The organism is Thalassospira povalilytica, assembly GCF_002844235.1.
Lineage (GTDB): Bacteria > Pseudomonadota > Alphaproteobacteria > Rhodospirillales > Thalassospiraceae > Thalassospira > Thalassospira povalilytica.
In genome coordinates this window covers 425,805-448,027 of the sequence record NZ_PGTS01000004.1, presented here as the reverse complement: position 1 = coordinate 448,027, position 22,223 = coordinate 425,805, and the positions used below count along the sequence as shown (strand labels likewise).

19 protein-coding genes are annotated in these 22,223 nt (G+C 55.1%); 6 read left to right on the top strand and 13 right to left on the bottom strand.

Features of this window, described 5'->3' with window-relative positions; translation table 11 throughout:
* Nucleotides 1-213: 213 nt before the first annotated feature.
* Genes CU041_RS13460 through CU041_RS13440 form a run of 5 tightly spaced genes read left to right on the top strand, consistent with a single transcriptional unit; the run spans nucleotide 214 to nucleotide 5,578 of the window.
* Nucleotides 214-1,557 carry an NAD(P)/FAD-dependent oxidoreductase gene (locus CU041_RS13460; RefSeq protein WP_101247301.1) on the top strand — a complete coding sequence of 448 codons (1,344 nt, stop codon included), beginning with the start codon at nucleotides 214-216 and terminating at the stop codon, nucleotides 1,555-1,557.
* Nucleotides 1,554-2,390, top strand: a complete 837-nt coding sequence (locus CU041_RS13455) for a DUF1365 domain-containing protein (protein ID WP_101247300.1) — start codon at nucleotides 1,554-1,556, stop codon at nucleotides 2,388-2,390. Before CU041_RS13460 ends, CU041_RS13455 begins: the two co-directional genes overlap by 4 nt.
* Before the next feature lie 5 nt (nucleotides 2,391-2,395).
* Nucleotides 2,396-3,673: an SAM-dependent methyltransferase gene (locus CU041_RS13450; RefSeq protein WP_101247299.1), complete on the top strand. Its 1,278-nt coding sequence runs from the start codon at nucleotides 2,396-2,398 to the stop codon at nucleotides 3,671-3,673.
* The gene (locus tag CU041_RS13445) at nucleotides 3,660-5,006 is read left to right on the top strand and encodes an MFS transporter (RefSeq protein WP_101247298.1); all 1,347 of its coding nucleotides are present in this window, start codon (nucleotides 3,660-3,662) and stop codon (nucleotides 5,004-5,006) included. Before CU041_RS13450 ends, CU041_RS13445 begins: the two co-directional genes overlap by 14 nt.
* Before the next feature lie 29 nt (nucleotides 5,007-5,035).
* A complete protein-coding gene (locus tag CU041_RS13440) occupies nucleotides 5,036-5,578 on the top strand; it encodes a DUF3833 domain-containing protein (RefSeq protein WP_101247297.1) in 543 nt (180 codons plus the stop codon).
* Between the two features lie 33 nt (nucleotides 5,579-5,611).
* Here the strand turns inward: CU041_RS13440 and CU041_RS13435 are convergent, their stop codons facing one another.
* Genes CU041_RS13435 through CU041_RS13425 form a run of 3 tightly spaced genes read right to left on the bottom strand, consistent with a single transcriptional unit; the run spans nucleotide 5,612 to nucleotide 7,631 of the window.
* Nucleotides 5,612-6,055, bottom strand: coding sequence for a nuclear transport factor 2 family protein (locus CU041_RS13435; RefSeq protein WP_068519928.1), 444 nt, complete (start codon nucleotides 6,053-6,055; stop codon nucleotides 5,612-5,614).
* Complete coding sequence (locus CU041_RS13430) at nucleotides 6,052-6,819, bottom strand: SDR family NAD(P)-dependent oxidoreductase (protein WP_101247296.1); 768 nt, start codon at nucleotides 6,817-6,819, stop codon at nucleotides 6,052-6,054. Before CU041_RS13430 ends, CU041_RS13435 begins: the two co-directional genes overlap by 4 nt.
* Complete coding sequence (locus CU041_RS13425) at nucleotides 6,816-7,631, bottom strand: DUF6134 family protein (protein ID WP_101247295.1); 816 nt, start codon at nucleotides 7,629-7,631, stop codon at nucleotides 6,816-6,818. Before CU041_RS13425 ends, CU041_RS13430 begins: the two co-directional genes overlap by 4 nt.
* 151 nt (nucleotides 7,632-7,782) lie before the next feature.
* Here CU041_RS13425 and CU041_RS13420 point away from each other — a divergent pair, with 151 nt between their 5' ends.
* Nucleotides 7,783-8,571, top strand: coding sequence for an RluA family pseudouridine synthase (locus CU041_RS13420; protein ID WP_101247294.1), 789 nt, complete (start codon nucleotides 7,783-7,785; stop codon nucleotides 8,569-8,571).
* Here CU041_RS13420 and CU041_RS13415 read toward each other — a convergent pair.
* From CU041_RS13415 to CU041_RS13370, 10 genes are all read right to left on the bottom strand, one after another.
* Nucleotides 8,518-9,444, bottom strand: coding sequence for an AEC family transporter (locus CU041_RS13415; protein ID WP_101247293.1), 927 nt, complete (start codon nucleotides 9,442-9,444; stop codon nucleotides 8,518-8,520). The two genes, CU041_RS13420 and CU041_RS13415, sit on opposite strands and share 54 nt — an antisense overlap.
* A 56-nt stretch (nucleotides 9,445-9,500) precedes the next feature.
* On the bottom strand, nucleotides 9,501-9,947 hold the full coding sequence (locus tag CU041_RS13410; RefSeq protein WP_068519923.1) for a methylglyoxal synthase: 447 nt from the start codon (nucleotides 9,945-9,947) through the stop codon (nucleotides 9,501-9,503).
* 275 nt (nucleotides 9,948-10,222) lie between these two features.
* Entirely contained in the window at nucleotides 10,223-11,629 is a 1,407-nt protein-coding gene (lpdA, locus tag CU041_RS13405) for a dihydrolipoyl dehydrogenase (RefSeq protein WP_068519922.1), read from the bottom strand.
* 24 nt (nucleotides 11,630-11,653) lie between these two features.
* Nucleotides 11,654-12,919: a 2-oxoglutarate dehydrogenase complex dihydrolipoyllysine-residue succinyltransferase gene (gene odhB, locus CU041_RS13400; protein ID WP_068520028.1), complete on the bottom strand. Its 1,266-nt coding sequence runs from the start codon at nucleotides 12,917-12,919 to the stop codon at nucleotides 11,654-11,656.
* Between the two features lie 105 nt (nucleotides 12,920-13,024).
* On the bottom strand, nucleotides 13,025-15,937 hold the full coding sequence (locus CU041_RS13395) for a 2-oxoglutarate dehydrogenase E1 component (protein ID WP_068519921.1): 2,913 nt from the start codon (nucleotides 15,935-15,937) through the stop codon (nucleotides 13,025-13,027).
* Nucleotides 15,938-16,006: 69 nt separating this feature from the next.
* Nucleotides 16,007-16,882, bottom strand: coding sequence for a succinate--CoA ligase subunit alpha (gene sucD / locus CU041_RS13390; protein WP_068519920.1), 876 nt, complete (start codon nucleotides 16,880-16,882; stop codon nucleotides 16,007-16,009).
* A gap of 2 nt (nucleotides 16,883-16,884) precedes the next feature.
* On the bottom strand, nucleotides 16,885-18,114 hold the full coding sequence (gene sucC, locus CU041_RS13385) for an ADP-forming succinate--CoA ligase subunit beta (protein WP_228196313.1): 1,230 nt from the start codon (nucleotides 18,112-18,114) through the stop codon (nucleotides 16,885-16,887).
* Nucleotides 18,115-18,255: 141 nt separating this feature from the next.
* Complete coding sequence (gene mdh / locus CU041_RS13380) at nucleotides 18,256-19,206, bottom strand: malate dehydrogenase (protein ID WP_068519918.1); 951 nt, start codon at nucleotides 19,204-19,206, stop codon at nucleotides 18,256-18,258.
* 588 nt (nucleotides 19,207-19,794) lie between these two features.
* Nucleotides 19,795-20,922, bottom strand: coding sequence for a cell division protein ZapE (gene zapE / locus CU041_RS13375; RefSeq protein ID WP_101247292.1), 1,128 nt, complete (start codon nucleotides 20,920-20,922; stop codon nucleotides 19,795-19,797).
* Nucleotides 20,923-21,060: 138 nt separating this feature from the next.
* The gene (locus tag CU041_RS13370) at nucleotides 21,061-22,050 is read right to left on the bottom strand and encodes a CorA family divalent cation transporter (protein ID WP_068520026.1); all 990 of its coding nucleotides are present in this window, start codon (nucleotides 22,048-22,050) and stop codon (nucleotides 21,061-21,063) included.
* Between the last annotated feature and the right edge of the window lie 173 nt (nucleotides 22,051-22,223).

Here is a 22,223-nt window from a genome sequence, read left to right as displayed (position 1 = left end):
TGTGGTTTCAGGTCCCCTTTGGGGCCGCGCCAAGATCATGTTCATCATGACTTTGATACGGCGGCCGTGTTCTTTTGGATCAGATGAAATTGTACGTTTTCTGACAGGTACTTACAATGACATCACATATAAGCTGCTAAGTGATCCGCATGTTATTGCCATGCGTATTGATATGTAGTTTTGAAAACATAACTGCAAGCAGGCCGGTTCGATATGAACGTTGTCACTTCGGGAAAACTCAATATTGCGGTTGTCGGTTCGGGCATTTCCGGCCTGTCGGCAGCCTGGTTGCTCAGCCAATCCCACAACGTGACCCTGTATGAAAAGGATGACCGGCCCGGTGGTCATTCCAATACGGTGGATGCGGACAGCACCCCGGTCGATACGGGCTTTATCGTTTATAATACGCGCTGTTATCCAAATCTCTGTGCGCTGTTTGATCATCTTGGTGTTGAGACTGTGCCTACCGACATGTCCTTTGCCGCATCGATGGATCGGGGCGGGCTGGAATATGGTGGTGGCGACCTTGGGGCGCTGTTTGCGCAAAAACGCAATCTGCTTCGCCCGCGGTTCTGGAAAATGGTGCGCGATATTTTGCGCTTCTACCGCGAAGCACCCGGTGCCCTTGAAGATGGCAGTGCTGAAAAAATCAGTCTTGGCGATTATCTTCGCGAAAATCGGTATTCATCGGCATTCATCAATGATCATTTGTTGCCGATGGGGGCTGCGATCTGGTCGACACCGGTCGATACCATGATGGCATATCCCTTGGCGGCCTTCGTGCGGTTCTGTCAGAACCATGGATTGCTTCAGCTTAAAGACCGGCCGCAATGGCGGACGGTGCTTGGTGGTTCACGCCAGTATGTGAAGCGCATGACCCAAGGCATTTCGGGCGGTGTGGTTCTGGATCGTGCAATTGCAAAGGTCGGTCGAAACCCGGCCGGTGGTGCGTTTGTCGAAGACCGTTACGGCAACCGGGAAATCTTTGATCACGTGGTTCTGGCCTGTCATGGTGATCAGGCATTGGCACTCCAGGATGATCCGGCTCCCAAGGTCAAAACGCTTCTCTCGGCGTTCAAATACGAACGCAATCTTGCGATCCTGCATAGTGACCCGGCCCTGATGCCCAAAAACCAAAAGGTCTGGTCAAGCTGGAACTATCTGGCCGAAGAACAGGACGGCGAGAAAAAGGTCTGTGTCACGTACTGGATGAACCGGTTGCAGCATCTCGATCCTGCCAAACCGCTATTTGTGACCCTTAACCCGCCCCGCCATCCCGCATCGGGCAGTGTGATCCGTTCATTCCTGTATGATCATCCGCTGTTTGATGCCGGCGCAATGGCGGCGCAAAAAGACCTTTGGTCGATCCAGGGTGTCGATAATCTTTGGTATTGCGGAAGCTATTTCGGTTACGGTTTCCATGAGGACGGATTGCAGTCCGGCCTTGCGGTGGCAGAAGCCCTTGGCAATGTGCGCCGTCCCTGGATCGTTGACGATGAAAATGGCCGCATCCACGTGACCGGAACCATCGTCCCGCAATCAAGCGAGGTGTCATGACCTCAACATCGAAGCCAGCCCGTTGGGCATCCGCCCTGTATGAAGGTGTCGTCACCCATAACCGGTTACGGCCGAAACGGCACAAACTGCGCTATTCGGTGTTTTCGTTCCTGCTCGACCTTGACGAGATCGATGATCTTGCCGCCAGATTGCGTTTATTCAGCCGCAACCGGTTCAATCTGTTTTCCTTCCATGACCGTGATCACGCAGACGGGGCGGGGCAGAATTTGCGCACCCGCCTCGAAGCCATACTGGCAGAACATGATTTGGCTGATTGCGCGTCACGGATTGAACTTCTTTGCTATCCGCGGCTGCTGGGTTTTGTTTTCAATCCGCTATCGGTTTATTTTTGTTATCGGGCGGATAGCGGGCTTGGTGCGGTGCTGTACGAAGTTTCCAACACCTTTGGCGATCGCCACAGCTATTTGATCCCGGTCGGACCGGGCGCAATTGATGACAAGGGTGTCTTGCGCCAATCCTGTGCCAAGGGTTTCTATGTTTCACCCTTTATCGACATGGTGGCCGATTACCATTTCCGTATTCGTATTCCGGGTGAAAATGTTGCGGTGGCGATCCGCGAAACCGATGCCCGCGGGGCGTTTCTGAATGCGGCCTTTGTTGGTGATCGAAATGCCCTGTCTGACCGTAAACTGTTCGGAGCGTTCATTCGCTATCCTTTGATGACGCTCAAGGTTGTGGCGGGCATCCACTGGGAAGCGCTTCATCTTTGGCGCAAGGGGATGACATTCCATAAACGACCGGCACCACCACAAAGCCCGGTGACCTATGTTCTGGCAACCGGGACCGCAGCGACCCAAGCAGGAAAGAGATAAGAACAATGCCTGACCGTAATCCGACGGCTTCTGAATTGTCTGTTCCATTGCGTGATCGTCTTGTGCCCTTGTTGGGCAGCATGACCGGAAATCGCAGCCTGCTTAAGGTAATGTTGCGACGGGTATTGTCGCATTTGCAGTTCGGGCGACTGACCATCGTTCTGCCCGACAATGACCATCTGCATTTTACCGGTGATCAGGAAACGGACCTTCAGGCTGCCATTCACATCCATGACTGGCAGGCAATCCGCAAACTGGCCACGGGCGGCGATGTCGCCTTTGCCGAAGCCTATATGGATGGCAGTTGGAGCAGCCCGGACATTACCCGTCTGATGCGCGTTGCAATGCTTAATGAAAACATCGTGCGTGCCCGTCTGGCGGGTGGCTTCCTGTCACGGATGGTGGCGCGTCTTGGGCATTTGCGCAATGCCAACACCCTGGAAGGATCCAGACGCAACATTGCCTATCACTATGATCTTGGAAACGAATTCTATTCTGCGTGGCTTGATCCGGGGATGACCTATTCTTCGGGCTATTACAGCAGCCCGGATATGTCACTTGATGGGGCGCAAACCGCAAAATATCAACGCATCTGCGATCTCGCAGAATTGCAGCCCGGTGAAACGGTGCTCGAAGTCGGATGCGGCTGGGGCGGGTTTGCCGAACTGGCAGCAGGCAAATATCGGTGCAACGTAACCGGTCTGACCTTGTCGGCCGAACAGCACGCCTATGCACGTCGCAGGCTTCTGACACAGGGGCTGAATGACCGCACAGACATCGCACTGCGCGATTACCGCCATCAGGACGGAAAGTTCGACAAGATCGTCTCAATCGAAATGTTCGAAGCCGTCGGCGAAGAACATTGGCCAACCTATTTCGAAATGATCCGTAAATGTCTTCGTCCCGGCGGGCGTGCGGTTTTGCAGATCATCACCATTGATGACGCGCGATTTGATACCTATCGCAAGGGTGCCGACTTTATTCAGCGTTATATCTTCCCCGGTGGAATGCTGCCGTCGCCAACCGCGCTTTCGGCGGCTGTCAATCAGGCCGGCCTGACCGTTGCCCATAGCGAGTTTTTTGGCAAATCATATGCCCGCACGCTGGCCGAATGGCAGCGCCGTTTCCAGCATTGCTGGGACGACATCGCCAAACAGGGCTTTGATCAGCGGTTCAAACGCATGTGGGAATACTATCTGGCCTATTGCGAAACCGGGTTTGATTGCGGCTCGATCGACGTTGGATTGTTCGTGATCGAACATCCCGGCAATGCCCGCGTCTGATATTTCCCGGAACACAGCGCTTCTTTATGCGCTTCCGGCGATGGCGGCAGCCGTGCCAACCATCCCGGCCTATGTCCTGTTGCCAAGTTATTATGGTGATGATCTTGGGGTGGGGCTTGCGGCCACCGGGGCCATATTGCTGTTGGTGCGCGTGATTGATATGGCAACCGATCCGTTGATCGGGTGGTTGTCTGACCGGTCCGGGTCCCGCAAAATCTGGGTGGCGATCGGTGCGGTGATTGCCGGTATCGGTTTGTGGAATCTTTTTACCCCGCCGGACAATCCCGATGTGACCTACCTGTTCTGGTGGGCGACGATCCTTTTTCTGGGCTGGACCCTGTTTCAGGTCCCCTATCTTGCATGGGGGGCTGATCTGTCGGGAGACTACAAAACCCGGACCTCCTTGACGGCCTGTCGCGAAGGGGCCGGCTTGATCGGTATTGTGCTGGCGGGTGGGCTTCCCGTGCTGCTGGATGCTGCCGACCGGTCTGATGAAATCAGGATGCTTGCCCTGACGACCCTTGTTCTGGGGGCTGTTTTCGTTGTGCTTCTGATCTGGCGTGTGCCCGATCCTGTTGCGCACCAGTCTGTTGAAACATCACCCTTGGCCCCGACGGGTAGCCTGACGTTCGCGACAACTTTGCGGCTGGGGCTTCGCAGTTTGTCAGGCAACCGTCTGTTTGTGCGACTGCTTGCTGCATGGATGATCAACGGTCTGGCGGCGGGCCTGCCTGCTGTGTGTTTTCCGCTGTTTGTGCGGTATTTTTTGCAGCTTGATCGTGATGCTGAAAATATCCTGATCCTGTCCTATTTTCTGGCGGCAATCATTGCCATTCCGCTTTGGGTCGGTTTGTCGGCACGGTTTGGCAAACATCGCATCTGGTGTATGGCGATGATGATGGCGATTGCGGCCTTTGCCTTTGTGCCGTTTCTGGGATCTGGGGATTTTGTCGGCTTTGGCGTGATTTGTCTTGTGACCGGGGCGGCATTGGGGGCCGATCTGGCATTGCCGCCGGCGATACAGGCCGATGTCGATGACTGGGACCGTTACCGGTTCGGCGCCAGACGGACGGCCCTTTTATTTGCCCTTTGGAACATGACCAACAAACTTGCCATGGCATTGGCGGCCGGAATTGCACTTCCGGTGCTGGGGGCTTTTGGCCTGACCGACGGGGACGGGCAAAAAAGCGGTGCCTTGCTCGTCCTGGTTCTGATCTATGCGGTGTTTCCCGTCGTATTGAAAGCAGGAGCAATCGGGATGATGTGGCGCTTCCCGCTGGGAAGCCGGCATCAGGTTGCCATTCGTCGGCGCCTTCTTCGCCGCAGAGTTTGATCTTGGGGTCAGGAATCAGGAGCAAGCCTATGCTGCGTAAAATGATTGCGCTGAGCTTTTTATTGGTACTAACCGGATGTGGGTCGATGAAACCGCAGGATTTTGCGCAAAAGGAACCCGTCTTCGATGTCTTTGACTATTTCGAAGGCAACAGCCGGGCATGGGGAATATTCGAAGACCGGTTCGGGACTTTGCGTCGTCAATTTACCGTCGATATCACCGGCACGGTCAAGGACGGCACCCTGACACTGGAAGAAGATTTTCTGTATGACGATGGTGAAACCGACCGTCGTGTCTGGGTGATCACAAAGACCGGCGACCATGCCTATGAAGGACGGGCTGACGACATTATCGGCACCGCGATCGGAAGCCAGTATGGCAATGCGCTGAACTGGTCTTATGACATGGATCTCAAGGTCGGTGACGGTTCCTGGCGCGTCAGCTTCAATGACTGGATGTTCCTGCAACCCGACGGGGTGTTGGTCAATCGCGCCCGTGTCCGGAAATGGGGCTTTGAAATTGGCGAGGTGACCCTGTTCTTCAACAGAAACAGCAGTCTTGCCGCGAACTAGGGTTTGGCTGGGGTGTGGGTTCGCAACCGGGCATCAGCCTGCGACACGACGTGCAAGACGCTTGATGATCCAGCCAAGGATCGGCAATTTGCCATAGAAATGCTGACCGGAATCCCAGTAATCAACATGGGATGCCAAAAGGCTGCCATCCTGGTTGAATGTCAGTTCGGTCATGCCGCAAAATTCCCAATGTCCGATCACCGGAATTTTTGCCGAGAACTGCCAGCGCAAGAACCCGATATCACCATCAAGGGCCTCGTGGGTGACAACAAAATTGGGGTTCTCGGTATCGGTGAATGTTTTGCCAAGATAGGCGCAAACATCATCCGGCCCTTTGCGGGTGGTAAAGGGATCAGAAAACGTAAAATCGTCTGTGACCATCCCGGAAAGCTCGTTGACCGTTTCCGGGGACAGGTTTTCAAAATAGGCGCCATAAGCAGCAATCAGATGGCGTTTTCTGTTTTCAGTCTCGTTCATGCCTTCACCAGTTTGCGCATCAGTTTGAAGAACAGCCCATAGGGCAAAATACGCGTCAGTTTCAGTTGCCGGACAAAAGGCGGCGGAAACGCGATTTCGAAATCATCCTTGCCGCACAAGTCTTTATACATGAAGTCTGCCGCCTGATCAGGTGACAGCAAATAGGGCATTTCGAAATCGTTCTTGTCGGTCAGACGCGTTTTGACAAAACCCGGATTGATTACCCGCAACAGAACGCCACTGCCCGATAATTCGGTGTGCAATGTCTCGCATAAATTGATTAGTGCGGCCTTGGTCGGGCCATAGGCCGCCGCATTGGGCAATCCGCGATATCCCGCAACTGACGCCACCACGGCAATTTCCCCGGACCGACGCGCGCGCATGCGCGTTAAAAGCGGCTCCAGACAATTGACGATGCCGATGTAATTGGTATCGATATGGCTTCGAACCGTATCTGCCGAAAAATTCGCGACTTTCATTGGCGAATAGATACCGGCTGCCAGCACGGCCAGATCAGGCAGGCCGAATTCCTCCTCGATCCGGGCCAAGGCGGATTTGACCGCATTCGGATCGGTAATATCGACGGCAACGGGAATGACCCCGGGCAATGCATCGGCCAGTTCGCGCAATTTGTCGCCATTGCGGGCTGAAATGATGATGTTCTGCTGCTCGGACGTCGGGTTGTTTGCGAATTTGGCGGCCAATGCGGCGCCAATCCCGGCTGACGCACCAACAATCCAGATAGTTTGAAAGTGCTTTTTCATCCCTGTTCCTTTGCGGCATTGCGGGTTTGGCAATTCATGCAGCGATAGGTGATGGTCGATCCGTCACGCGCACGAAACTGCAACCCGACCCAACGCCCAAGATGGTCGTACCAGGCATCGGTTTTGAGTTCGCCATTATAACGAAAGCCGGTGGCACGGATTGATCCGTCCATTGTGCGCAGCATTTCGCTTTGACCGGCAGTGATGGTGACGTCATTCGGTTTGCCGGTAATCGTGTTCAGAACCGATTTTCGGGCCAGAACACCGCAATGCCAGTGATCGGTCGGAAAGATGTCTGTCCGGATGACCTGGCGACCACCCGGGCCGTTCACCACCAGATGATTGGACTCACGGGTGGCCGTGACATCCGTTCTTTCACCGTCATCATCAACATTTACCGACAGTCGCATCAACCGGTTACCTTGCCATATGCTTTCGGATCGATATGCAAACCGATAGGCATTGAAGCCCAGAATGCTGATATCGATATTGCTTTGGGCCACGACCTGAAGCCCGTCGCGCCCGCGATTGAAGGTCACACTATGAACCCCGACCGGGGCATCATTGCGGCGGATTTGAAATTTAAGTTCCGGACCGTATCGTTTGATCGGATCAAAACCCTTGCATGTGTCAGGACGCTCAAAGGCGGTTGATAACGCAGTATCGGTGGCAAGCCCGTTTGATGGCATCGGGCTGTCATCGAATTTGATCGGGCTGCCATGGGCCATCTTCGGGATGCCCCCAATGCCGATTGCGGCCAATATCGCCACAGCACAAAGAACAGGTCTGACATGTTTTGAAACGTCAATCATGATCAAGAGTTCCGGGTTGCACGCATACAGGTTGAATGACCGGTTGTCTGATCTTGTTACGCTGTCACGTGATCGCTAGATCAAATGTCATCATCATTGCCCGGCACCGCCTGATGGGGTAAAGCAGGGGCTTGTATGAAAGGCCGTATCAATGACCCATCCGATTGCCGAAGATCTTATTGCGCATGTATTGCACCGTGACTCGAATGTCATCGTGCTGAACAAGCCACCGGGACTGGCATCGCATGGCGGGCCGAAAACCTATTTCCATGTTGATGCCTATTTGCCGGATCTGAAATTCGGTATTCAGCCTGAACCAACCCTGGCACATCGTCTTGATCGCGATACGGCCGGGTGCCTGTTGCTGTGCCGTCATCCGAAATCGTCCAAGAAAATTACCCGCCTCTTTACCGAAAAGAAAATCGGCAAGACCTATTGGGCGGTGGTGCGCGGTGCGATGGAAGATGATCACGGCTTCATCGATGCGCCGATTGGCAAGATCAATGATGAAAGTGGCTGGCAGATGGTCGTCCATGACGATGGGCAGCCGTCAAAGACCGAATACAGGGTTCTTGGTCGTGGCAAGGATGCTGACGGTCACGATATCACCTGGCTTGAACTGGTGCCCCATACCGGGCGTACCCATCAGTTGCGTGTGCATCTTGACCATATCGGCCATCCGGTGGTTGGCGATCCGTTTTACGGGCGCGGGGACGAACCGCCGATCTTTGGCGCGCCGCCGACGCTGATGCTGCTATCGCGTCAGATCATTGTACCGTTTCATGCCGATCGTGATCCGGTCGTGGTCGACGCACCGCCGCCCGAACTGATGCGTCCGGGGCTTTCTGCCTGTGGTTATGACGGGGATTATGCCGCCCATGCCAGCTCAATTGATGCTCAATATACCGGCGATGACAGCGACGCTGAAGGCGGAGAGTAATGTCTCAAGCGTGATGATCGATGCCATGGCATCGGGATCACCATTGAGCTGACGCGCCAGGATATAGGCATTCCCGGCGCACGGCATTCCGGCATAGAACACGCCCATCGCCAAAACCATGCCATCGACCCCCGCCAGATGCAGGCAGATGCCCGTGATCAACGGAAGAATGGCAAGTTTGATGGTGGTGGCCAGTGTGATTGCCCAGATTGCCTTTTTGTTGAGAATAAATTTAAGGCCGGCACCAACCGAAAGCAGGCTAAGCGGCAAGGCCGCCGTCTTGAAAAGGGCGGCGGTATTTTCGATGGGCAGCGGAACGTGAATGTTACTCACATTCAGGATGGCGCCCGCACCAGCCGCGATAATGATCGGGTTTTTGACAATCCCGTTGATGATCCGGCTCAGGCTGCTTTTACCGCCGCTAAACGCACTTAACACCACCACACCCAGCATGTTGGTGGCAATCACCATGACCGCGACAAAGACAATGGCAAGTGCCAAGCCCTCGGCACCATAAAGCGCGTCGGCAACCGCCAGCAGCACATAACTGTTATATCGAACCGATCCCTGAAAGATTGACGTAAATAGCGGCGTATCGCGCGTGATCAGGGGCCGCAGGATCAGCAAGGCGGCCGACAGGCCAAGGGTTGCGGCAAGGGTAACACCGACTGCTGTGCCTGCATTGCCGCTTGAAAAATCCGCCCGGTAAATCTCGACAATCAGAAGGGACGGCAACAACAGGTAATAGGTCAGCCGATCAATCCCGGCCCAGATATCCGATCCGGTAATCAGATAACGTTTCAGCGCAGCCCCAACCAGAATGGCGGCAAAAATCGGAAAGATCGCAGCAATCAGTTCATAGGCAAGTGACATGGCGGACGGGGCGCTCCGGGACGGGTGACGTATATCGGGCAGGGGCGATTAATTCATCAGACTTTTCGATTGCTGTAATCGGCAAAGACCTGTTCCGGGGAATGGTCGCGATATTGTTCGCAGATTTCCTCGAACCGGGGATTGCTGATCAGAAGGTCGGCCGTGCTTTGGTTGCACGCAATCGGCACTTCATAAAGGTTGGCCAGCCGGATCAGGGCGCGGACATCGACATCATGGGGATGGGGGGTCATCGGGTCGGTGAAAAAGAACATGGCCTGCAATTGCCCATGGGCGATCATGGATCCCAATTGCTGATCTCCGCCAAATGGACCGCTTTTAAGCGGATGAATATCAAATGCCGGAAACCGTTCCTTCAATACACGCCCGGTGGTGCCGGTGGCAAAGATACGGGTATTGGCAAAACTCGCCTGATGCTTGGCCAGCCAGTCGGCCATTTCACGTTTGCGACGGTCATGGGCAACAACGCCGATGGATAGGGTCATGGTGGTCTCCCGGCCTTTGATATTGATTTATCATACTAATCCCCAATACCGCATTGCGTCACGCGCCAATCATCGGACAAAAGCGCAAAGCTGACCTGTCGCAATGTCGATCTTGGGCATCTGACCGGAATTCCGGTCCCGTTCCGGATTCCGGCCCCGATCCCAGCCCCAGCCTCGGACGTGGTCCCGAACTCAGACCCGAGCACGGCCAAAACAAAACGGCCGCCCCGAATGAACGGGACGGCCGTTTGTCATTCAGACGGATGTCTGATCAATTACATGTGGATTGCGCGTTTGTCCGCGTCCAGTGCGGCTTCCTTGACGACTTCGCCAAGGGCCGGGTGGGCGTGGCAGGTGCGTGCGATGTCTTCGGCAGATGCGCCATATTCCATCGCCAGAACCACTTCGGCAATCAGATCGCCAGCAGCCGGGCCGACAATATGCGCGCCGACGACACGGTGCGTTTTCTTGTCTTCAAGCAGCTTGACGAAACCATCGGTGCTTTCCATCGCCTTCGCACGGCCATTGGCGGTGAAGGGGAATTTACCGACAGAATACTCGGCACCTTCTTCCTTAAGCTGTTCTTCGGTTTTGCCAACAGAAGCAACTTCCGGCCAGGTGTAAACAACACCCGGGACCTTGCCGTAATCGACATGGCCTTCTTCGCCGGCAATCATTTCTGCAAGTGCAACGCCGTCTTCTTCAGCCTTGTGGGCAAGCATCGGACCGGCAATGGTGTCGCCAATCGCAAAGATGCCGCCAACATTGGTCTGGAAATATTCGTCGGTTTTGACACGACCGCGTTCGTCGAGTTCAACACCAACTTTATCCAGGCCAAGGCCGGTGGTGTAAGGACGGCGACCGATGGCAACCAGCACCACGTCAGCTTTGAGTTCCTCTGCATCGCCGCCTTTGGACGGTTCAACAGTCAGGGTCACGCCGGACTTGGTGGTTTTTGCTGCGGTTACCTTGTGGCCGAGTTTGAATTCAAGACCCTGCTTGGCAAAGATGCGCTGGGTCTGTTTGACCAGCTCGCCATCCATACCCGGCAGAATGCGGTCCAGGAATTCAACAACGGTGACTTCGGCACCCAGACGACGCCAGACGGAACCAAGTTCCAGACCGATGACGCCAGCACCAATCACAACCATCTTCTTCGGCACTTTCGGAAGAGTCAGCGCACCGGTCGAAGAGACGATTTTTTCTTCGTCAATTTCAACACCCGGCAGCGGGGTGACTTCCGAACCCGTCGCGATGACGATGTTCTTGGCATTCAGGGTTTCTTCGCCACCATCAAGAAGGGCAACCTTGACCGAGGTCGGCGAGGTGATCTCGCCGGCACCTTTGACATAGGTAACCTTGTTCTTCTTGAACAGGAACTCGATGCCTTTGACGTTGCTGTCAACGACCTTGTCCTTGCGGGCCATCATCTTTTCAAGATTGACCTTCGGCTTGGAAACTTCGATGCCGTGGGTATCGAAATGTTCCGAAGCTTCTTCGAACAGGTGGGACGAATGCAGCAGTGCCTTGGACGGAATGCAACCGACATTCAGGCAGGTACCGCCAAGTGCACCGCGTTTTTCAACGCAGGCAACCTTAAGGCCGAGCTGTGCGGCGCGGATGGCGCAAACATAACCGCCAGGACCGCCACCGATCACGACAATGTCGTAGTTCTCACTCATGAGTTCTTTGATCCTTTTGTCTGATCAGATGTCGAGCAGGATGCGTTCCGGGTTCTCGATGCATTCCTTGACGCGTACCAGGAACGAAACCGCTTCGCGGCCGTCAATGATACGGTGGTCATAGGACAGTGCCAGATACATCATCGGACGAATTTCGACTTTGCCGTCGATTGCGACCGGGCGCATCTGGGTTTTGTGCATGCCGAGGATACCGGACTGCGGTGCGTTCAGGATCGGCGAGGACAGAAGCGATCCGAAGACACCACCGTTGGAGATGGTGAAGGAACCGCCGGTCATTTCATCCATGCCAAGCTTGCCGTCACGGGCACGTTTGCCGAAATCGACAATGGTGCTTTCGAGTTCGGCAAAGGTTTTTTCTTCGGCCGAACGGATAACCGGAACAACAAGACCCTGCGGGGTACCAACGGCAACGCCGATATCGCAGTAGTTTTTGTAGATGAAGCTGTTGCCGTCGATTTCGGCGTTAACAGCCGGCCATTCTTTCAGGGCCGTGGTGCAGGCCTTGATGAAGAAGGACATGAAGCCAAGCTTCACACCGTGCTTCTTCTCGAAGCCGTCTTTGTACTGGTTACGGCAAGCCAGAAGGTTGGTCATGTCCACTTCGTTGTAAGTGGTCAGCATGGCCGCGGTGTTCTGGGCTTCTTTCAGGCGGCGCGCGATGGTCTGGCGCAGCTTGGACATTTTGACGCGCTCTTCACCGTCACGCAGTTCACGTTCCGGCTTCGGCGCTGCCGGGGCCGCAGCAACCGGTGCAGCCGCACGCGGTGCCGGTGCGCCACCAGCAAGATAGTTCATGACGTCGCCTTTGGTCAGACGGCCATCTTTGCCGGTTGCCGGGATGGCGGCCGGGTCAAGATTGTTGTCTTCGACCAGTTTGCGAACTGCCGGCGGCAGCGGATGGTCGGTGTTGGCTGCGGTGGCAGCGGCCGGCGCAGCAGCAGGAGCCGGTTTGGCTTCTTCTTTCTTGGCCGGAGCTTCTTCCGCCTTGGCTTCTGCTTTTTCTTCTGCCGGAGCAGCAGCAGCGCCTTCGGCACCTTCGTTGATCATGGCGATCAGGGCGCCAACTTCGACTTCGTCGCCTTCACCAACAACCAGTTCAGCAATCGCGCCGGCAACCGGTGCGTTGACTTCAACGGTCACTTTGTCGGTTTCAAGTTCGACAATCGGTTCATCGGCAGCAACAGCTTCACCGACTTTTTTGTACCATTTTGCCACCGTGGCTTCAGATACAGACTCGCCCAGCGCGGGAACTTTAACTTCAGTCGCCATTTTTTCCTCGACCGTTTTTTCAATCAGGCAGTGTGGGTCTGCCATGATGCGAATGAATTCTAAATGAACGTATTGAACGGGCGATTGCTCGCCCGTTCGGTAAAGTTATTTTACGCTTAGTGCCGCATCGACAAGTTCGGCCTGTTCACGCAGGTGGGCCTTCAGAAGACCCGTTGCCGGCGAAGCCGAAGCTGCACGACCAACGTAAACCGGACGACCCGCCTTGTGCGAAATGCTCGACAGGGTGGCTTCGATACGACGATCGACGAAGAACCAGGAACCCATGTTCTCGGATTCTTCCTGACACCATACGACATCAGCATTCGGGTATTTCGCAAGTTCCGTTGCCAGTTCTTTTTCCGGCCACGGATAAAGCTGTTCGACACGAACCAGGGCAACATCTTCGATGCCGCGGTTTTCGCGCTCGGCGAGAAGATCGTAATAGACCTTGCCCGACGACAGAACGACGCGTTTGACCTTTTTGGCATCTACCAGCTTGCCGGTTTCCTCGATCACAGGCTTGAATGTCGTTCCCGGACCGAATTCGGACAGGTTCGACACGCACTGCTTGTGACGCAGAAGCGACTTCGGCGTCATCAGGATCAGCGGCTTACGGAACGAGCGACGGATCTGACGGCGCAGGATGTGGTAATAGTTTGCCGGTGTCGTACAGTTCGCCACCTGCATGTTGTTTTCACCACAAAGCTGCAGGTAACGTTCCAGACGGGCCGAACTATGTTCCGGACCCTGGCCTTCGTAACCGTGCGGCAGAAGCATCACCAGACCCGACATACGCAGCCATTTGGCTTCGCCCGAGCTGATGAACTGGTCAATGATGACCTGTGCACCGTTGGCAAAATCACCGAACTGGGCTTCCCAAAGAACCAGCGAGTGCGGCTCGGCAAGGGAAATACCATATTCAAAGCCCAGAACACCGGCTTCGGACAGCGGCGAGTTGAGAACTTCAAGCTCGGCCTGACCGGTACGGATGTTGTTGAGCGGGGTGTATTTGGCCTCGGTGGTCTGGTCGACCAGTTTGGCATGACGCTGCGAGAAGGTACCGCGCTGGCAATCCTGACCCGAAAGACGGACCGGGGTGCCTTCGCACATCAGCGTACCGAACGCCAGTGCTTCGGCGGTTGCCCAGTCAATACCTTCGCCGGTTTCGAACATCTTCGCCTTGGCCTTCAACTGACGAAGGATTTTGCGGTTGATGTCGAAATCTTCCGGTGCGGTCGAAAGCGCACGGCCAACTTCCTGAAGAAGATCTTCGTCGACGCCGGTCTTGCCGATCCAGTCGGCATCTTCGCCATGCGAGGATGCAAGTCCGGACCATTTGCCTTCAAGCCAGTCAGCCTTGTTCGGACGGTATGCTTCGGACGCCTTGAACTCTTCATCAAGATAATCCTGGAACGACTTGTCCAGTTCCTTGACGCGTTCTTCGGTCAGAAGACCTTCCTTGATCAGCTGCTGTGCATAGATGTCCTTGGTGGTCGGGTGTTTGCCGATCACGTCATACATCTTCGGCTGGGTGAAGGCCGGCTCGTCGCTTTCATTGTGGCCAAAGCGGCGATAGCAGAACATGTCGATAACGACGTCCTGTTTGAACTCCTGACGGAATTCGGTCGCGATGCGGGCCGCATGAACCACTGCTTCGGGATCGTCACCATTGACGTGCAGGATCGGTGCCTGAACGACTTTGGCAATGTCCGAGCAATAGGGCGAAGAACGGGAATCGGTCGGCTTGGTCGTGAAACCGATCTGGTTGTTCACAACAAAGTGGATGGTACCACCGGTACGATACCCTTTGAGGTGCGACAGATCGAAGGTTTCCGCAACAAGACCCTGACCGGCAAAGGCCGCATCACCATGCAGGAGGATACCCATAACCTGCTCGCGATTGGTGTCTTTGCGCTGGGACTGTTTTGCACGGACCTTACCAAGGACAACAGTGTTCACCGCTTCAAGGTGCGACGGGTTTGCCGTCAGCGAAAGGTGAACGACATTGCCATCAAATTCACGATCGGCGGACGTACCAAGGTGATATTTAACGTCACCCGAGCCCATCACGTCGTCCGGCTTGGACGGGTTGCCCATGAATTCCGAGAAGATCGCGCGGAACGGCTTGGCCATAACATTGGCAAGAACGTTCAGACGACCACGGTGCGGCATACCGAACACGACCTCGCGGATGCCAAGCTGGCTGCCACGTTTAAGGATCTGTTCAAGTGCCGGGATCAGGGCTTCGCCACCGTCAACGCCGAAACGCTTGGTGCCGACATATTTGGTATGCAGATAATTTTCAAAGCCTTCGGCTTCTACCAGGCGCTCAAGGATGGCTTCCTTGCCGCGTGCAGTAAACTGCGTCTGGTTGCCGATGCTTTCGATCCGCTGCTGAATCCATGACTTCTGTTCAGGTTCCTGAATGTGCATGAATTCGATACCGATCGACCCGCAATAGGTTTTGCGCGCCAGGGAAACGATCTGGCGGATGGTCGCGGTTTCAAGACCCAGAACGTTCGCGATGAAAATCGGACGGTCCATGTCGGCTTCGGTGAAGCCATAGGTCTTGGGATCAAGTTCCGGGTGCGGTTCACGCGGGGCAAGGCCCAGCGGATCCAGATTTGCTTCCAGATGGCCGCGCACACGGAAGGATCGGATCAGCATCAGTGCGCGAATGGAATCATTGGCCGCAGCGCGGATGGCATCAGAATTGACCTGTGCCGCTCCCGGTGCTGCGAGGGCTGCCGGTGCATAGGCCACCTGGGCCTGACGTTCGGCATGTCCCTGTGAGACGTCGTATCCCTCCATGCCGCCAACAACCTTGGTTTCCCGCGGCTGCCAGCTCGGCCCACGCATTTCTGCGAGGAGTTCGGAGGCGTCGTCCTGCAACCCGTCAAAAAACTCAGCCCAGCTCTGGTCAACCGCAGACGGGTTCTCCAGATACCGGGCATAGATTTGAGCGATGTAGGTTGCGTTCGACTCGTTAAGAATCGTGTCGAGATCTTGAGGTTTCATTTGTGGTCGGAAGGCATGGTCCCCAAGACAGGACCACGCCCCCCCTTGCCTTTCCTCTGACTACCCAGATTAGCCCTTCAAAGCCTTCAGCATGGTCGAGCCGAGGCTTGCCGGGGAATCGGCAACAAGAACGCCAGCGCTGCGCATGGCTTCCATTTTCGCATCGGCAGTACCCTTGCCACCCGAGATGATCGCACCGGCATGGCCCATGCGTTTACCCGGAGGTGCGGTAACACCGGCGATGAAGCCAGCAACCGGTTTCTTGACTTTGGAAGCCTGCAGGAATTCACATGCTTCTTCTTCAGCCGAACCACCGATTTCACCGATCATGATGATGCCTTCGGTTTCCGGATCCTTCAGGAACAGGTCGAGGCAGTCGATGAAGTTGGTGCCGTTGACCGGGTCACCACCGATACCGATACAGGTCGACTGACCCAGGCCAGCGGCCGTGGTCTGTGCAACTGCTTCGTAGGTGAGCGTACCGGAACGCGAAACGATACCGATTTTGCCGCGGCGGTGAATGTGACCCGGCATGATGCCGATTTTGCATTCGTCCGGGGTAATGATACCCGGGCAGTTCGGGCCGATCAGGCGGGTCGAAGAACCTTCGAGCGCGCGCTTGACGCGAACCATGTCAGCAACCGGAATGCCTTCGGTGATGCAGACAGCAAGTTCGATTTTTGCATCGATGGCTTCAAGAATTGCATCTGCTGCGAAGGGCGGCGGAACATAGATTACAGAAGCATTTGCTTCGGTAACGTGTTTCGCTTCGGCAACGGTGTTGAAGACCGGCAGGTCAAGGTGCTTGGTGCCGCCTTTACCCGGGGTAACACCACCAACCATTTTGGTGCCATATGCAAGAGCCTGCTCGCTGTGGAAAGTACCCTGCGAACCAGTGAAACCCTGGCAGATAACTTTGGTGTTTTTATCGACGAGAACAGCCATAGTTACGCGGCCTCCTTCACAGCTTTGACCACCTTCTCGGCGGCATCGGCAAGGTTGTCAGCCGAAACAATCGGCAGACCCGATTCTTCGAGGATCTTCTTGCCAAGTTCGACATTCGTACCTTCAAGGCGAACAACCAGCGGAACGTTCAGGCTGACTTCGCGGGCAGCTGCCACAACGCCGTCTGCAATCACGTCACAACGCATGATGCCACCAAAGATGTTGACCAGGATGCCTTCGACATTCGGGTCAGACAGGATCAGTTTGAAGGCCGTGGTAACGCGTTCTTTGGTCGCGCCGCCACCAACGTCAAGGAAGTTTGCCGGTGCGCCACCATAAAGCTTGATGATGTCCATGGTTGCCATGGCCAGGCCTGCGCCGTTAACCATGCAGCCGATGGTGCCATCGAGCTTGATGTAGTTGAGGCTGTGTTTGGCAGCTTCAAGTTCAGCCGGGTTTTCTTCGTCTTCGTCGCGCAGGTTTTCGATGTCCGGATGACGGAACAGCGCGTTGTCGTCGAAGTTCATTTTGCAATCGAGCGCGATGATGTCGCCTTCGCCGGTCACGACCAGCGGGTTGATTTCAACCATGGCTGCATCGGTGTCGAGGAAGCACTGGTACATTGCCGACATGAATTTGACAGCTTTGGAAACCTGCTTGCCTTCGAGGCCAAGTGCGAATGCCAGTTTACGGCCATGGAAGCCCGAGAAGCCGGCAGCCGGATCGATGTCAACGGTGACGATCTTTTCCGGGGTTGCTTCGGCAACTTCTTCGATGTCCATGCCGCCTTCGGTCGAAGCCATGAAGATCACGCGCGAGCAAGCGCGGTCGACGAGAACCGAAAGATACAGTTCGCGTGCGATATCGCAGCCTTCTTCGATGTAAACGCGTTTGACTTCTTTGCCTTCCGGACCGGTCTGGTGGGTCACCAGGGTCGAACCGAGCATCTGTTCAGCGTTTGCGCCAACTTCTTCGACGCTTTTGACAACGCGAACGCCGCCTTTATCGCCTGCTTTGGCTTCCTTGAAGGTGCCTTTACCGCGGCCACCTGCATGGATCTGGGATTTCACCACGTAAACCGGACCAGCCTGGGACTGGGCAGCTTCGATGGCTTCCTGAGCGGTATATGCAACTTTGCCATTCGGCACGGTCACACCGTATTTGCGAAGAATTTCTTTCGCCTGGTACTCATGAATATTCATGTTCGGTCGCTTTCTTGCCTTCCGTACGATTTCCTGTGGGTCAGAAATCGGGATTTCAATGTCCCCGTATATGCGGGAGGGACTTTGTTTGCGAGGCCCGCGATCATTGAAGTTTTAAAAACACCAATGATTGAAAAACGGGCCGGTCAACGACCAGCCCGCTTCGCGTTCTTAGAGCATGCCCTTAGCAGCATCGACGAGGCCGCGAACTGCGTTCACGGAGTTGTCGAAGTTTGCTTTTTCGGACTCGTCAAGATTGATCTCGACGATGCGCTCAACACCGCCAGCACCCAGAACAACCGGGACGCCGACGTAAATACCATCAACGCCGTATTCGCCGCTCAGATAAGCAGCAACCGGCATGACGCGTTTCTGGTCTTTCAGGTAGCTTTCAGCCATCGCAACTGCCGAAGCAGCCGGGGCATAGAAAGCAGAACCGGTTTTGAGCAGGGCAACGATCTCCGCACCGCCATCACGGGTGCGCTGAACGATCTCGTCGATTTTCTCCTGCGTGGTCCAACCCATTTTGATCAGGTCGGGAACCGGGATACCGGCAACGGTCGAATAACGGATGGACGGGACCATGGTGTCGCCGTGGCCGCCAAGAACGAATGCGGTAACGTCTTTGACCGATACGTTGAATTCTTCTGCGAGGAAGTAACGGAAACGTGCCGAATCCAGAACGCCTGCCATGCCGACAACTTTCTTCGGATCGAAGCCGGTTGCCTGCTGCATCACCCAGACCATCGCATCAAGCGGGTTGGTGATGACGATGACGAATGCATTCGGAGCATGTTCTTTGATGCCCTGACCGACCTGGGTCATGACTTTGGTGTTGATGCCGATGAGATCATCACGGCTCATGCCCGGTTTGCGAGCTACACCTGCGGTGACGATAACAACATCAGCGCCTGCGATGTCTTTATAGTCACTGGTACCCTTGAGGTCGGCATCAAACATGTCGACGGGGGAGGATTCAGCAATGTCAAGCGACTTGCCCTGTGGCATTCCATCAACGATGTCGAAAAGGACGACGTCGCCAAGCTCTTTCAGGCCGACGAGGTGAGCAAGCGTGCCACCAATATTGCCAGCACCGACGAGCGCGATCTTGTTGCGGGCCATTCCGTTACCTTCTTCCCTATTACGCTTCCTGGGGGTCGAAACTCAACTTGGGAGCGCGATTGAAAATTTAAACCTGCGAACGCGAAATAATCGTTCGTAAACATCGAGTGTCGTAAACTGAATCGTCTCGATTTACAAGGGGAAACCCCGCTGTTTTTACGAGGAAAACCGCCGGTTCGGGGTTTGTTGCAACTATGGTCTAAACGCTTAAAAACCGTTCATGTTGCGGTTGCGAAGGGGCATGAATGCGCAGCAAAACCAAAGCCTGTTTACGATTGCGGGCTGCCTAAAGGAAAGGCAGTCTGCGCGTTTGCCGCCAATTCGGGCGTGCGATCCCGATTGCACCGCCCCAGCATTGCACGAAACGGCCATCAGCCATGCGACTGGCACGTACACGAAAAAACGCTAATACGATGAAATTTGCGCGATTGTGCGTTTGTGACATGCCTCACGCAAGAATCACCCGGCGATACGCGCTCATATGGCGAATTATTGCAACCGTTTTAAACTCTGATGGGTGGAGTCGTTTTTTGACCCATCCCGGCGGCGCGATCCGTGATCATTTGCGCGGCCGCCATGGGGCAGAAATCAGGTCAAATGCGCCATGTCGAGATATTCCTGGCTGCGCATTTCGGTCATGCGCGACACCGTGCGCTGGAACTCGAACGAATAATCGCCGTCGGTGTAAATCTCGGTCGGGTCGCATTCGATTGCGCAGATCAGTTTGGTTTTGTGTTCATACATTGCATCGATCAGTGTTCCGAACCGTTTGGCCCAGTCCCGGCGGGAATCCGGCAGTTTGGGAATAAAATCAATGACGATGGTATGAAAATGCGTGGCAAGGGCGATGTAATCCCCCGGGCCAAGCGGACGTGTGCACAGCTCGTCAAAGCTGAATTTGGCAACACCGGCCCCCGCGGCCGAGATTTCAATCTTGCGGCCCTTGATGGTCAAACTGTCGGGGGCAACGCGTGCCCCCTGTGTCAGGGTTTCAAAGATTTCATCAATCTTGCCAACGGCTTCTTCACGCTGGCACGGATACAGAAATACGTCTGCGGCGGTCAGATTGCGCATCCGGTAATCGGTGGGGCTGGCCAGTTCAAGCACATCAAGCTTCTGCTTGATCATATCGATGAAAGGCAGAAAATTCTGACGTTGCAGGCCGTCCTTGTAAAGGTCATCCGGGACGCGGTTCGAGGTGGTCACAATCACCACGCCATGGTCAAACAGCTGTTCGAACAGCCGTCCAAGGATCATCGCATCGGTGATATCGGTGACCTGCATTTCATCAAAACACAGCAACCAGGCCCCATCGGCCAGGTCCTTGGCGATGGGCGGGATCGGGTCGGCGTCATCTTTTTTCTTGGTCTTGCGGAACCGGTGCATGCGTTCATGCACGTCCTGCATGAAGTCGTGGAAATGCACGCGGCGCTTTTTTTCAATGTCGATGGTTTCATAGAACAGGTCCATCAACATGGATTTGCCACGCCCGACTTCGCCATAAATATAAAGCCCGGATGGCGGGGTGGGTTCTTCGCGGCGCCGGGTCAATCCAAACCGTTCACGCCAGCCGCCCGACCCGGTCGAGGGTTCGTAATGGGCCAGCGCGTTTTTCAGGCTTTGGAGTTTTTCCGCGCACAGCTCCTGCATCGGATCGTGGGACAGCTCGCCAGATGTGATTTTCGCGCGATAACGGGAAAGCGGGCCGTCGGTCATCAACAAGTCTCGGATGCAGTGAAAGAAATCAGCTCAATGTGCAATGTCATAGCGCCAAGACGCATTGCAATGCAACAAGGCGCTTGATGCGATTGCGCATTCTGCCCTTAGGGTAGCATCGACAGTGATGCCCGCCCGTCAGATCAGACGCATTTTTTTGAAAAGCCAGATTTCAAAGGCGGTAATGGCCGTCAAAATCACCGCAACCGTGACAAAGCCGTACGGGTTGTCCGCCGCCGGAATGCCCCCGACATTGATGCCAAGAAGCCCGGTGACAAAACTGATCGGCAGAAACAGACCGGCAATTACGGTCAGCCAGTACATGGTGCGGTTCATCTGCTCGGTTTCGATCGCCATCAGGTTTTCGTTCACGATCTGGATGCGTTCACGAAGCGAATCAAATTCTTCGATCAGGCGGATCGTCTTGTCGGTCAGGGCCCGCCCGCGCCGTTTGAAACGCTTGTCCGACCAGGCCGGTTTCTGTTCGACATAATTTGAAAGCGCGTCGCGCTGCGGGGCCAGATGGCGGCGCAGCCGCGAGACGGAATTACGGATATCCGACCCGCGCCGACGCAGGGCAAGGGTCTTGCCCTCGGCAACGGTTTCCTGGTCTTCCTCGATGGTTTCGACATCTGCCTCGATGCCGCGCACGACATTTTCAAGCCGGTGGATCAGCCTTTCAGCCACGGTCAGAACGAAATCATCAATGCTGCGCGGTGCGCTGTTTTGTGCAATTGCCGAACGGATATCGTCAAACGCCTTAAGCGACTGATTGCGAAGGGTAATGACCATGTTTGAGGTGACCCAGAAACGCACCGAAATCATATCGGCCGGGTCGTTTTCGGCATTCAGGTTGACCCCGCGCAGGTTCAGTGAATAACCCGGATCATAGAAGAACACCCCAGGACGGGTGCCGCGTGTTGCAAGGGTATCGGCAATCGTCGGGTCAATACCGGCAATATTGATCAGCCAGTTGCGCACCCCTTCGCCCATCCAGTCAAGATGAACCCAGACATAGGATGTCTCGCTTGGTGCTGGCAGTCCGTCTTGCAGGGTGCTCCATTCGATCGGTTTTGCCGACCCGTCCTGGTTGATCTGAAAGGCGTTGATCAGGGCCGATTTGTGCATTGGGGGCTCCTTGGCTGTTTTGCCGAAAATCATGCGGGCAATCAGCAGATGGCGATTTCATCAATCATGGGAACGAAACGTTTGATGATTCGTTACATTCTTCAGTGTAACTTGTTTGCAAATCGGGCAAAACGGTCAAATACCGGTCTTTGGGCATCAATATGGATCATCAG

Excerpts from the sequence above, each read along its gene's own strand:
- CU041_RS13460 (WP_101247301.1), top strand. The coding sequence starts at position 214 with ATGAACGTTGTCACTTCGGGAAAACTCAATATTGCGGTTGTCGGTTCG.
- CU041_RS13455 (WP_101247300.1), top strand. The coding sequence starts at position 1,554 with ATGACCTCAACATCGAAGCCAGCCCGTTGGGCATCCGCCCTGTATGAA.
- CU041_RS13450 (WP_101247299.1), top strand. The coding sequence starts at position 2,396 with ATGCCTGACCGTAATCCGACGGCTTCTGAATTGTCTGTTCCATTGCGT.
- CU041_RS13445 (WP_101247298.1), top strand. The coding sequence starts at position 3,660 with ATGCCCGCGTCTGATATTTCCCGGAACACAGCGCTTCTTTATGCGCTT.
- CU041_RS13440 (WP_101247297.1), top strand. The coding sequence starts at position 5,036 with ATGCTGCGTAAAATGATTGCGCTGAGCTTTTTATTGGTACTAACCGGA.
- CU041_RS13435 (WP_068519928.1), bottom strand. The coding sequence starts at position 6,055 with ATGAACGAGACTGAAAACAGAAAACGCCATCTGATTGCTGCTTATGGC.
- CU041_RS13430 (WP_101247296.1), bottom strand. The coding sequence starts at position 6,819 with ATGAAAAAGCACTTTCAAACTATCTGGATTGTTGGTGCGTCAGCCGGG.
- CU041_RS13425 (WP_101247295.1), bottom strand. The coding sequence starts at position 7,631 with ATGATTGACGTTTCAAAACATGTCAGACCTGTTCTTTGTGCTGTGGCG.
- CU041_RS13420 (WP_101247294.1), top strand. The coding sequence starts at position 7,783 with ATGACCCATCCGATTGCCGAAGATCTTATTGCGCATGTATTGCACCGT.
- CU041_RS13415 (WP_101247293.1), bottom strand. The coding sequence starts at position 9,444 with ATGTCACTTGCCTATGAACTGATTGCTGCGATCTTTCCGATTTTTGCC.
- CU041_RS13410 (WP_068519923.1), bottom strand. The coding sequence starts at position 9,947 with ATGACCCTATCCATCGGCGTTGTTGCCCATGACCGTCGCAAACGTGAA.
- lpdA (WP_068519922.1), bottom strand. The coding sequence starts at position 11,629 with ATGAGTGAGAACTACGACATTGTCGTGATCGGTGGCGGTCCTGGCGGT.
- odhB (WP_068520028.1), bottom strand. The coding sequence starts at position 12,919 with ATGGCGACTGAAGTTAAAGTTCCCGCGCTGGGCGAGTCTGTATCTGAA.
- CU041_RS13395 (WP_068519921.1), bottom strand. The coding sequence starts at position 15,937 with ATGAAACCTCAAGATCTCGACACGATTCTTAACGAGTCGAACGCAACC.
- sucD (WP_068519920.1), bottom strand. The coding sequence starts at position 16,882 with ATGGCTGTTCTCGTCGATAAAAACACCAAAGTTATCTGCCAGGGTTTC.
- mdh (WP_068519918.1), bottom strand. The coding sequence starts at position 19,206 with ATGGCCCGCAACAAGATCGCGCTCGTCGGTGCTGGCAATATTGGTGGC.
- zapE (WP_101247292.1), bottom strand. The coding sequence starts at position 20,922 with ATGACCGACGGCCCGCTTTCCCGTTATCGCGCGAAAATCACATCTGGC.
- CU041_RS13370 (WP_068520026.1), bottom strand. The coding sequence starts at position 22,050 with ATGCACAAATCGGCCCTGATCAACGCCTTTCAGATCAACCAGGACGGG.